The sequence below is a fragment of the Variovorax paradoxus genome (assembly GCF_040544635.1).
Lineage (GTDB): Bacteria > Pseudomonadota > Gammaproteobacteria > Burkholderiales > Burkholderiaceae_C > Variovorax > Variovorax paradoxus_R.
Map to the genome: position 1 here is coordinate 154171 of NZ_JBEPKJ010000013.1, position 12035 is coordinate 166205.

The window sequence follows — 12035 nt, forward strand, 5'->3', positions numbered from 1 at the left end:
CCCAGTCCACCACGGAGCCCCCGATGACCGATACCACCGCACAGACCCAACTGCTTCAACCGCACGACAAGGACCTGGGCGGTGGTTTCAAGGTGCGGCGCCTGTTGCCGGCGGCGCAGCGCCGTTCGGTCGGGCCCTTCGTGTTCTTCGACCACTTCGGCCCGGCCACCGAGCAACCGGGCGCCGAGCACGACGTGCGGCCGCACCCGCACATCGGCCTTTCCACGGTCACCTATCTTTTCGAGGGCGCGATGATGCATCGCGACAGCCTCGGCAGCGTGCAGGAAATCTTGCCCGGCGCCATCAACTGGATGACGGCGGGGCGCGGCATCGTGCATTCAGAGCGCAAGCCCGAGCGGCTCAAGGCGGACACCTACGTGAACCATGGCCTGCAGCTCTGGGCGGCCTTGCCGCAGGCACATGAAGAGGCCGAACCGAGCTTCGAGCACACGCCGGCCAGCGCCATTCCAGAGCTTGAGGAGCAGGGTGCGCAGGTGCGCGTTCTCGTGGGCGAGGCCTTCGGCGCGCGTTCGCCGGTTGAGACCCTGTCGCAGACGCTCTACCTCGATATCGCATTGCCCGCGGGCAGCCGCTTCGAGCTGCCCGCGCTGGCGCCCGAGCTGGCGGTCTATGCGGTTGATGCCGATGCGCGCGTGAACGGCGAGCCGGTTCCCGTGCACACGATGGTTGTTCTGCCGGACGGCCAGGGTGCGGTGCTGAGCGCCGATACCGCCGTGCGCCTGATGGTGATCGGCGGCGAGCCGCTCGACGGCCCGCGCTACATCACCTGGAACTTTGTCTCCAGCCGGCGCGAGCGCATTCTCGAAGCCGGCTCCGACTGGGCCGCGCAGCGTATGGGCCATGTGCCCGGTGAGACCGAATTCATTCCGCTGCCCGGCAAGCCCTTCGGCGTGCGCGAGCCGGACGTCGGCACCACGCCGGTCTGACGCGCTCGCAGCAAAGAGGGCCCCGCGCCGCGGGGCTCAGTTCTTTCGTTCCAGGTCCGGATCTTCGGAAGCGCGCGCGCTGGCATCGGCCGCGCGTGCGCTCAGGTCCGGCGCCAGCGCGCGCCGTCCGTCGAACACGAAACAGTCGCCGTGGTAGTGCGCACCGCCGACCTCTTCGAAATATTTCAGGATGCCGCCTTCGAGCTGCAGCACGTTCTCGACGCCTTCCTCGCGCATCAGGATGGCGGCTTTTTCGCAGCGGATACCGCCGGTGCAGAAGCTCACCACCGTCTTGCCCGTGAAATCGGCGAGGTGCGCTTTCAGTGCGGGCGGGAATTCGGTGAACTTGGTGATGCGCCAATCGATTGCGCCGTCGAAGGTGCCTTCGTCGACCTCGAAGTCGTTGCGCGTGTCCAGCAGCGCAATCTCGCGGCCCGCATCGTCGTGCCCCTGGTCGAGCCAACGCTTGAGCGTGGGGGCATCGACCCCTGGCGCGCGGCCGGCTGCCGGCTGGATGGCGGGATGGTCCATCCGGATGATCTCGCGCTTGAGCTTTACCAGCATGCGGCGGAAGGGCTGCGTGGCCGACCAGCTTTCCTTGGTTTCCAGGTCGGCGAAGCGCGCATCGGCGCGCAGGCCGGCCAGGAAGCTGCTTACCGCGTCGGGCAGGCCCGCCAAAAACAGGTTGATGCCCTCGGGTGCGAGCAGGATGGTGCCCATGAGGCCCAGCGCCTGGGCGCGGGCGCGCAGGTCTTCACGCAGCACAGGGCTGTCGTCGATGGCCACGAACTTGTAGGCCGCAATATTCAAAATCTCTTGCACGGGGCGGAATTGTAGGGATTGCCAACCCACATCGTGGAGTGCCGGTTTCTACAATGGGCGGATGTTTGTTCACCTGCGCCTGCACACCGAGTTTTCCGTCGTCGACGGTACCAACCGAATCGACGAAGTCGTCAAGGCCGCCGCTGCCGACAAGCAGCCCGCGCTCGCCATTACCGACCTGAACAACCTGTTCGGGGCGATCAAGTTCTACAAGCAGGGGCGAAGCAAGGGTGTCAAGCCGGTCATCGGCGCCGAAATCTTCATCGAAGGGCTGGGCAAGGAGCCCGGCGTGCTCACCCGCATCGTGCTGCTGGTGCAGAACATGGAGGGCTACCTGCACCTGTCCGAGCTGCTGGCACGCGCCTGGACGCAAAACGTGGGCCGGGGCCAGTCGCAGGCGGCCTGCAAGCTCGAATGGCTCGAAGAGTTGCAGGGCGGGCTGATTGCGCTTTCGGGCGCGCAGGCCGGCCCGCTCGGCGTGCCGCTGCTGCAGGGGCAGGAAGAACGCGCCGCCGAGCTGGCGCTGCAGCTGGCGGGAATGTTCCCGCACCGCTTCTACATCGAGCTGCAGCGCGCGGGCCGCCCCGAGGACGAGCCGCATGTGATTGCTGCGGTGAAGCTCGCGGCCCGGCTGCGCCTGCCGGTGGTCGCCACGCACCCGGTGCAGTTTGCCGAACGCCAGGACTACGAGGCCCACGAGGCGCGCGTCTGCATCTCGGAAGGTGAAATTCTGGGCAACCCGCGCCGCGTGCGCAAGTTCACCGAAGAGCAGTATTTCAAGTCGAGCGCCGAGATGGAGGCGCTCTTTGCCGACGTGCCGAGCGCTCTGGCCAACACGGTCGAGATTGCCAAGCGCTGCAACCTGACGCTGGTGCTCGGCAAGCCGCAGCTGCCCGACTTTCCGACGCCTTTCATCAGCGAAGGCGTGCGCATGCCGATCGACGACTTCTTCCGCCAGGAGTCGTTCGCGGGCCTTGAAGAGCGGCTGGCGCACCTGTACCCAGACCCGGCCAAGCGCGATGCCGAGCGGCCGCGCTATGTGGAGCGCCTCGAGTTCGAGATCAACACGATCCTGAACATGGGCTTCCCCGGCTATTTCCTGATCGTGGGCGACTTCATCAAGTGGGCCAAGAACAACGGCTGCCCGGTGGGCCCGGGCCGGGGCTCGGGCGCGGGCTCCCTGGTGGCCTATGCGCTGAAGATCACCGACCTCGATCCGCTCGAATACAAGCTGCTGTTCGAACGTTTCCTGAATCCCGAGCGCGTCTCGATGCCCGACTTCGACATCGACTTCTGCCAGGGCAACCGCGACCGCGTGATCGACTACGTCAAGGACAAATACGGCCGCGACGCGGTGAGCCAGATTGCGACCTTCGGAACCATGGCCGCGCGCGCCGCCATTCGCGACGTGGGCCGCGTGCTGGACATGAGCTACATGTTCTGCGACGGCATCAGCAAGCTCATTCCGAACAAGCCGGGCCAACCGGTCACGATCCAATATCCGCCGAGCCCGAAGGTGGAGGGCGACAAGAACAACTACGCCATCGAGATGGAGCCGCAGCTCGCGGCGCGCATCGAGAAGGAAGAAGAAGTGCGCATGCTGGTCGAGCTTGCGCAGAAGCTCGAAGGCATGACCCGCAACATCGGCATGCACGCGGGCGGTGTGCTGATTGCGCCCGGCAAGCTCACCGACTTCTGCCCGCTGTACCAGCAGCCTGGCAGCGACTCGGCCGTGAGCCAGTACGACAAGGATGACGTGGAGGCCATCGGCCTCGTGAAGTTCGACTTTCTGGGCCTTGCCACGCTCACCATCCTCGAGATTGCCAAAGAGTTCATCGTCAAGCGCCACAAGGGCCAGGAGAACTTCGCCTACGAGAACATCAAGCTCGACGACCGCGAGACCTACAAGCTGTTCTCCGAAGGCAAGACGGAAGCTGTGTTCCAGTTTGAAAGCCGCGGCATGCAGGGCATGCTGAAGGACGCACGGCCGACGCGGCTCGAAGACCTGATTGCGCTCAACGCGCTGTACCGCCCGGGCCCGATGGACCTGATTCCGAGCTTCGTGGCGCGCAAGCACGGCCGCGAAGAGGTGGAGTACCCGCACCCGGCCGTGGCCGAGATGCTCTCCGAAACCTACGGGATCATGGTCTACCAGGAGCAGGTGATGCAGACCGCGCAGATCCTGGGCGGCTACTCGCTCGGCGGCGCCGACCTGCTGCGCCGTGCCATGGGCAAGAAAAAGCTCGAGGAGATGGCCGAGCACCGCGAGAAATTCCGCGCGGGCGCGCTCTCCACGCACGGCATCCCCCAGGACACGGCCGACGAAATCTTCGACTTGATGGAGAAGTTCGCGGGCTACGGCTTCAACAAGTCGCACGCCGCCGCGTATTCGCTGCTGGCGTACCACACGGGTTGGCTCAAGGTCCATTACACGGCCGAGTTCTTCTGCGCCAACATGACCGTGGAAATGGACGACACCGACAAGCTCAAGGTGTTGTTCGAAGACGCGCAGAAAAATTTCGGCATTACCTTCGAGCCACCGGACGTGAACCGCGGCAACTACCGCTTCGAGCCCGTGACCGACAAGGTGATTCGCTACGGCCTGGGTGCCGTCAAGGGCACGGGCCAGCTCGCGGTCGAGGCCATTGTTCGCGCACGGGAAGAGGGCGGACCGTTCAAGAGCCTGTTTGAATTTTGCGTGCGCATCGATCGCCAGCGCATCAACAAACGCACGGTCGAAGCACTCATCAAGGCCGGCGCCTTCGACGCGATCCAGCAGAACCGCGCGTCGCTCATTGCCTCGGTCGACCGCGCCTTCGAGTTCGCGGCGGCCACCGAGGCCAATGCGGCGCAGGTCGACATCTTCGGCGAGAGCGAGCACGGCTCGGCCACGCAAGAGCCCGAACTGGTGGACGCCACACCCTGGGGCGTGAAGGAGCGGCTCACCTACGAGAAAACGGCCGTGGGCTTCTATCTCTCGGGCCATTTGTTCGACGAAGTGGCGCACGAGGTGCGGCGCTTCTGCAAGCGCGAGATCGGCGACCTGATGGACACGCGCGACCAGCAGGTGATTGCGGGCATCGTGAGCGACTTCCGCGTGATCAACGGCCAGCGCGGGCGGCTGGCGATCTTCAAGCTCGACGACAAGTCGGATTCGATCGACGCCACCGCCGACGAGGCGCTGATCAATGCGAACCGCAACACCTTGAAGGACGACGAACTGGTGATCGTGAGCGGCCGGCTGCAGCCGGGCCGCGGCGGCTTCGAGGCGCGTTTTCAGGTGCAGCAGGTGTGGGACCTGGCCACGGCGCGCTGCCGCTTCGGAAAATTCCTGCGGGTTGCGGTCAACGGCAAGGCGCCCGACATCGCCCGCCTGGTGAAAGACTTTCCGCCGCGCACCGAGCAGAGCGAGCACGGCGACCTCGTGCAGGGGCTGCCGGTGCGTCTTTCAATGGCCCGAGGTGGTGCGCAGGTCGAGCTGCAACTTGGCGAGCGCGCCAAGTTCTTCCCGACCGATGCCGCGCTCGCCAGCTGGACGGCGCAGGCCGAAGCTGGAAAAGCCTCGGTGGTTTACGAGTAAGAGGCAAGTAAGGCGCGCGGGTGCGTAGCACCCGGCGTGCGCTCGCAGGCCGAACTCGACGTCAGGCGGCTGAGCCTGGCGCGCTGACGGCAGTGGCGGCGGCGAGTTCGCCCGCTTTTTGTCCCTTCTTGCGCAGAGCCAGCTCGATCTGTTCGAGCACGGCCTCTGGCGCATGCAGCCAGTCCTTGGTGAGCACCTGCACCACCTGCCAGCCGAACGCATCGAGCACGCGCGGACGCGAGACATAGCGTTCGAGCACGTTGCGGTTCTCGTAATGCGTGGCGGTATCGACCAGGATGCCGAGCGCATAGTGGCCGGCTGCCGGCGCACGCAGCGCAAGGTCGCAGCGGAAGCGCGACTGCCCCACCTGTTCATCGACCGCATGGCCGCGCGCGCGCAGCGCCGCCGCGAGCTGCGCCGTCACTTCGTCGGCACGCGCATGCTGGGCGCTGCTGCCCCGCGTGAGCGGGTTCATGCCTTCGAGCACGCGCCGCGCGGTGGCCGAGTCGCCGCGCGACAGGCACTCCGCATAGCGCAGGAACTGCTTGAGGGCCGCGGCGCCTTCGTTGTGATCGTTGGTGATCGCCTCGTGGCGAATGGTCGAGACCACCGCCATGTGATGCCGTGCGCGGCTGAAGATCACGTTCAGCCGCTTCTCGCCGCCGCGCTGGTTGATCGGGCCGAAATTCATCAGCATGCGACCCTCGGGGTTCGGGCCGTAGCAGATGCTCAGGACGATGATGTCGCGCTCGTCGCCCTGCACGTTCTCCAGGTTCTTGATGAAGAGACCGCAGAACTGGTCGTCTTCCTCGCGCACGTACTCGGCCTCGAGCCGCGCGGCGAAGTCGCTGTCGGTGGCGCCCAGCGCATCGAGCTCGGCCTCGATTTCGGTCTGCTGCGCTTCCGAGAACGCGACGATGCCGAGGCTGCGCCCGGTCTCGCGCTTCAGCAGTTCGCGCACCAGTTGCGCGATGTGGCGTGCCTCACCGTCGTTCATGCGGTTTTCGTAGACCGCATCGGTCACGCGGTGGAAGCTGATGGCGCGCGAGAGCAGGGCATCGACCTGCGCGGCCACCGATTCGTCTGTCGGGTTGCGCGACTGCACGAGGATCTCGTCGCGCGCGGCCGCAGGCAGGCTGCGGTCCGGAATGGTGAACAGGTTGCCCGCGTAGAAGGCTGCGTTCGAAAAGCCGATCAGCGACTCGTAGCGGCTGCGGTAGTGCCAGGCGAGCAGGGTGGCCGGCAGGTTGCGCGCGCCCTGGTTCAAAAGGCTGTCGGCATCGAGCACCACCGCGATGCGGTCGCCCTCGTCCTCGTCCTCGACCGACACCGTGTCGTCCTCCGGATCGCGGCCCGAGGAGAAGAAGCTCGTCGGCGGCAACTGCATCTCGTCGCCCACCACGATGATCTGCGGCGCGCGGTAGAGCGCGGGCACGGCTTCTTCCACCGGAATCTGGCTCGCCTCGTCGAAGATCACCACGTCGAACAGATCGGCGGCGAGCGGCAGCGTGTCCGACACCGAGAGCGGGCTCATGAGCCAGATCGGTTTCATGTCGCGCACGACCTGCCCGGTGTCGCCGGAGGCGAGTTCGCGGATAGCCTTGTAGCGCATGGTCTTGCCGAACTCGTGTTCGAGTTCGCGCCGGCCCGCGTTGTAGCTTTTCTTGAAGAGCTTGCCGCCGGTGTCGAGCTGGCTTGCGGGCAAAGCGCTCTTTTGCACATGGTCGCGAAAGCGCTGGCGCACCGCGGCGGCCAGGGTGCGGGCGTTGCGGTCGAGCAGCTTGCGTTCCCCCTCGCCCAGGCGCTGCGCATGGCGCGCGAGCGCGGCGCTGTCGAAGCGCGGCAGCCATCGCTCGGTGCGGTAGACCCGCTCCAGCCCTTCGTGCGCCACGGCGTATTCGACGGCATCGGGCGCGAGCGGCAGCGTGCGCAGCGCCCTGGCCACCGCCGGATCGGCATCGGCCAGCTCCTGCAAGTGGGACAGCGCCGCCGGCAGGGTGTCGGCTTGCTCGCGCATCGTGCGGGCCAGCCCTTCGAGCGACGCCAGCGGCTGGGCGGCTGGGTCGGCCAGCAGGTCGTGCCACAGGGCATCAAGCGCGTCCGTGCGCTGGCCGAGGGCGGCCAGCCGTTCGACGTTGCGGCTCGCGCCGGGTTCGGCGCGCAGGTGCGCACCGAAGGCTGCGCGCACGCCGTTGCCGGTGTCATCGCCGCGGCGCAACGCGTCGAGCTGCTGCACGAAATCGTCAGGGTCGGTGCAGCCGTAGGTGGCTTCGATCTGCGCCGCCTGCTTGCCGACGGCCGCGCGGGCCGTGTGCTCGGCCAGCAGTTGCTCGAGCACCTGGCTGGGCTGCGGGCGGACTGCGTGCTTGGCGAAGTCATAGCGGCGTTTGAGCTCGCCCGACAGCCGCCACCACGAGGGCTGGAGCCAGCGCAGCAAGGAGCCCTGTTGTGCCTTGGCCTGTGCGAGGCCGGCTTCGGTGTCGCCCGGCGAGAACTTGTCGCGCCAGTGGATCGTGCGCTCGAGGGCTTCCTTGAGCACCTGCTGCAACGCACGGCGCTGCGTCATCGCCTCGCCGAAAGCGAGGCTGGTGGGGTGTGCGGTGTCGAGCAGTGAGAGATGCCCGCGCGCAGCGAGTGCAGCCACGCGGCGTGCGTCGGCCACCACGGCCAGTGCGTCGCCCCAAAGGACGCGGGCGTCGGCGAGCGGTGGCCAGGCTTCGATGAGTGCATCGCGGTGCGGGCCGATCTGCTCCGCCGCGCGGTCGCCGAGTTCGACCAGCCGCGCAAGCGGCCGCTCCTGCCGCAGCAGCGTCGGCGCGAGCTGCGCGAAGGCATGCTGCGCGAGATACGGCACGCCCAGGCTTTCGGTCACGGCGAGGTGCAGGCGGGCGATCAGGTCGGCATGGCGGCGCCAGGCCGCGAAGGTGGGCAGGGCCTCGGCCTGCAACGGCGTGAGCGCCGGGTCGTGCGGCTTGAGCGCGATCAGCCGCGCCATCAGCGTACGCACCGTCACGGCCAGGTGTTCGGGTGCTTCGCGCATCGCGGCGTCGAACCGTTCAAGCGCCTTCAAGTCGGCGTCCATGGTGTCGACGAGCTGCGTGCGCTCGCGGGTCTCGGCCTCCAGTTCCTCGGGCGACGCGAGCCAGTGCTCGTAGGTCTTCTTGAGGTTCTGCACGAAGGCCTTCTTGTCGCCCTGCGAGTCATGAATCATGCAGCAGAGCTCGTCCAGCCCCTGCTGCCGCAGCCGGTGGAACACCACGTCGATGGCGGCGCGCTTCTCGCAGACGAAGAGCACGCGCTGGCCGCGGCCCACGTAGTCGGCGATGAGGTTGGTGATGGTCTGCGACTTCCCCGTGCCGGGTGGCCCCTGGATGATGTAGCTGGTGCCGGTGCGCGCCAGCGCCACGGCGGCGGTCTGCGTGGCGTCGGCCTGCACCACGGGCCACTGGTCGGCCAGCGGTAGCGCGGCCGGCGGTTCGGCATCGACCTGGCGCGGCTGCAGCGAGAACACGCGGTCGAAGGCCTCGCTCGCGATTTCGGTTTCGCTCAGCGCCGAGTAGTCGCGCACCAGGGACATCTTGCGGTGGTTGAAGTTGCCGAGCGTCACCGAGGTGAGGTCGACGTCCCACTGGTAGGGATTGCCGGCGCTTTCGCGCAGCGTGAAAGTCTCGCGCTCGGTCTGGGCTGCGGTGGAGGCCATCTGCGGTGCCCGCGGCACGGGCCGCGCGCCGACCGCATCGCGCAACGGCAGCGGGACGGGCCGCACCTTCGCGTGAAAGAGCTGAAGGCCGAGCGGGCGGAAGTCGTCGCGCGCGTAGCTGAAGTCCTGCGCCGCGACGGGTTGCGCACCGGGGTTGCGCACGCGGGCACGGCGCTTGAACTGTTCGAGCCGCTGGCGGGCACGCTGATGAATCAGTTCGATTTCGGGCTGCTTCACGAGCCGCAGCTGCACGCCGGGCTCGCTGGCCGCGATCTGTGCGGCCAGCTGGGCATGGAACTGCTCGATGGTGGTTTCGCGCAGATCCACCGTCTCGGGCAGCACGATGCCGTAGAGCTGGCGCAGGTGGTGCCGCAGCGTCGGGTTGACCTGGGCTTCGCTCGAGGCGGCTTCAAGCAGGTACTGGTCTTTCACGCCCTTCTTGCGCGTGAGTTCGACCGACAGCATGAGGAGCGGCGACGCGATGCGCTCGGCCCGCTCGGCCTCTCCCTCCTTCAGGTTGTGCCAGCGCAGGAAGGCGATCACCAGCGACAGCTGCGAGAAGCCGTATTCGGAGCGGTCGCGTCGCGCCTCCTGCAGGATGCGGTCGAGCGCGCCCGGCAGGTAGGGCTGGTCTTCGAAGCGCAGCCAGCGCGAGAGCGGCACGGGGTCGCAAGTTGCCATGTCGCTCGCAAACCGGCCGTCCCACACGCAGAGCTGGTCGATGCGGATGTTCTTGATGTCGACCACCAGCGGCACGCTCGCCACCGTGAGGTTCACGTGCGTCTGGCTGGGTTTGAAATGCAGCAGGCGGTTGCGTCGCGAGAGGTCGAAGAGGCGGTCGCGCAGATGCAGGCGGATCGCCTGGCGGCGCTGGCCCGCGCCGTCCCTGGCGGGCGCGATGCGGTCGAGGCCGAGGTCCAGGGGCTGGTCACGGTAGGTTTCGAGCCGGCGAATCACCGAGGGCAGGTCGCGCGCGCGTTCGTGGCGGTCGAGCGCGGTCATCTCGCCGATCACCGCGGCCACCACGGGGTGCAGGCGGCGGTTGAGTGCGAACAGGTTGCCGCGGCTCGCGACGAAGCGGCCGAGCTCCTCGGTGTCGGTGAAGTCGAGCCCGCACGAGAGGCTGGCGAGCACCTGGCCCAGGCAGAGGATGTCGGTCAGCGCGTCGTGATGCCCGAAGCGCAACTCCCATGCGGTGTAGCCGGGCAGGTACACGGGGCGCGTCGGCAGGGCGTCGGGCGAGGCGTCGGCCATGAGCGCAAGGTTCTCGACCGACACGCCTTCGTCGGCATCGAGCGTCACGCGGTGTTCGCCGACCACGCGCAGCACGGAAGCCGCGGGCTGTTCGAGCGGTGCGATGGCTTCGCGGTTCTGGCGCGGCTCTGCGCCTGTGGGCTGTGAGAGCGCGAGGGCGGGGGTGTCGTCGACACGGTAGGCGAAGGCGCTGCCGAGCGCGGCGACCTTGCCTTGCTCGTGCAATGCAGACACTTCGCGCAGCAGCGGCAGTACGAGGCTCAGCACGTCGTCGGTCTGCAGGCCGCCGTGGGCGTCGGCGGTGTCCAGCAGCTGCAGCAGGGGAGAGATGGCGAGTGTCATTAAATTGCCTTCGTGCTTCGCACTGCGGTGCGAGCTTGCTTGGGGCGGCCCGGCGCGGCGCTCATGCGGATGCGCCCTGAAGATGTTGGGCCGCTGCCTTTTCAAGCAGGCTGGCGGCGTCGCGCTTCACACGGGCGAGGCTGCGCTTGGGAAAACGCATGTCTTTCACGACACGCTGTTCGAGCTGGTCAGCGCAGCCCATCGCTTCGGCCAGGCCGAGCGCGGCCGCGAGCGCGACGTCGTCCAGGTCGGGATCGGCGGCGATGAAATCGACCAGCACGCTGGCCAGGTAGTCATGTACGCCGGCTGGCACCGCAGCGGGCGGCGGCATCCGCGCGGCGGGCGGCGCGAAGTTCGGAAAGAAGCGGCGGGCATGGGAGAGCAACGGCGCCGACTGCAGGAAGGGGTGCTGCAGCAATTGCGCGATGGTCTCGCGCGTCAGCGCATCGGCGCGCTGCTGCCCGAGCAGGTCGAGCGTGGCGATGTCCAGCGGCCCTTCGAGCGCACTGGCCAGCCAGTCGTCGGCTTCGGGTTGGCGCTCGGTCCAGAGCCGGAGCGCCCGAGCCCGCACGAACACCTCGGGGTGGCTGGTGCCGCGCGTCTGGAGTTCGGGCTCGGCGCAAATCTCTTCGGCCTGGCGCAGGTAGCTCGCCGCGTTGACCTGCGCGAGGCCGGTCTGCACCTTGACCAGCGCGGTGACCGCGGGTTCGAGCGCTTCGCAGGCGATGCAGGCGCCGCGGTCGGCAAAGGCCTCGGTGTAGAGCCCGTAGCGGCGCGCCGCATGCAGGTGGCTCGCATCGGCGCGCGAATCGGCCGCCGCGGCCTGCAGGATGCGGTCGACCACGTGGTACTTGCCGCCGTCGCGCTCCCACAGCAGGTAATGCGCGAGTTCGTGGCCGAGCACGGCCTGCAGCTCGGGGCCCTGCAGGCGTTCCAGCAGCGGGCCCGAGAGCACGATGTGCGCCTCACCGGGCAGGAAGTAGAGCGTGGCGTTCATCGTGCCGTCGCCCGCCTGGTAGAGCGTGATGCCCGCCGTGATGCCCATGCGCTGCGCGGCCGCGGTGCAATGTGCGTGCAGATCGGGATGGGCATCGGCATCGAGCCGGTACGAGTTGCGCAGCAGGTCGGCGCGGACCGCCGCGGCATGCTCCTCGCGCGCCTCAGCGGAGGCTGCCCAGCGCCAGACCTCGGGCTCGTTCGCCTGCAGATGGGCGGCAAGTGCTTGCTGGTAGGGGAGCGGGGTCAGATCTTCGAGGCGAACGGCGGGAGTGGTGTCGACCATGTCAGGAGCGCCAGGCAATGAATTGCCGGTGATCCTAATCGAGCGGCTGCGGTCCGTGCGCCATGCGGCACGAGAGCAACGGCGTTCCGGGCGGCCTTGTGAAAAGGC

Annotated in this window: 5 protein-coding genes; 2 read left to right on the plus strand and 3 right to left on the minus strand. The window is 67.7% G+C overall.

Features of this window, described 5'->3' with window-relative positions; translation table 11 throughout:
- The first annotated feature begins 23 nt into the window (after positions 1-23).
- Positions 24-947: a pirin family protein gene (locus tag ABIC94_RS21630; RefSeq protein WP_354375031.1), complete on the plus strand. Its 924-nt coding sequence runs from the start codon at positions 24-26 to the stop codon at positions 945-947.
- Positions 948-983: 36 nt separating this feature from the next.
- Here the strand turns inward: ABIC94_RS21630 and ABIC94_RS21635 are convergent, their stop codons facing one another.
- Positions 984-1769 (minus strand): sulfurtransferase, encoded by a 786-nt coding sequence (locus ABIC94_RS21635; protein ID WP_354375032.1) that lies wholly within the window; start codon positions 1767-1769, stop codon positions 984-986.
- A 61-nt stretch (positions 1770-1830) separates the two neighbouring features.
- On the opposite strand from ABIC94_RS21635, the gene dnaE reads away from it, so the two are divergent.
- A complete protein-coding gene (gene dnaE, locus ABIC94_RS21640) occupies positions 1831-5349 on the plus strand; it encodes a DNA polymerase III subunit alpha (protein WP_354375033.1) in 3519 nt (1172 codons plus the stop codon).
- A gap of 61 nt (positions 5350-5410) precedes the next feature.
- Here dnaE and ABIC94_RS21645 read toward each other — a convergent pair whose 3' ends face one another.
- Both ABIC94_RS21645 and ABIC94_RS21650 read right to left on the minus strand, forming a co-directional pair.
- On the minus strand, positions 5411-10645 hold the full coding sequence (locus ABIC94_RS21645; RefSeq protein WP_354375034.1) for an AAA domain-containing protein: 5235 nt from the start codon (positions 10643-10645) through the stop codon (positions 5411-5413).
- Between the two features lie 61 nt (positions 10646-10706).
- Entirely contained in the window at positions 10707-11927 is a 1221-nt protein-coding gene (locus ABIC94_RS21650; RefSeq protein WP_354375035.1) for a SprT-like domain-containing protein, read from the minus strand.
- Positions 11928-12035: the final 108 nt, after the last annotated feature.

Excerpts from the sequence above, each read along its gene's own strand:
- ABIC94_RS21650 (WP_354375035.1), bottom strand. The coding sequence starts at position 11,927 with ATGGTCGACACCACTCCCGCCGTTCGCCTCGAAGATCTGACCCCGCTC.
- ABIC94_RS21630 (WP_354375031.1), top strand. The coding sequence starts at position 24 with ATGACCGATACCACCGCACAGACCCAACTGCTTCAACCGCACGACAAG.
- ABIC94_RS21645 (WP_354375034.1), bottom strand. The coding sequence starts at position 10,645 with ATGACACTCGCCATCTCTCCCCTGCTGCAGCTGCTGGACACCGCCGAC.
- dnaE (WP_354375033.1), top strand. The coding sequence starts at position 1,831 with ATGTTTGTTCACCTGCGCCTGCACACCGAGTTTTCCGTCGTCGACGGT.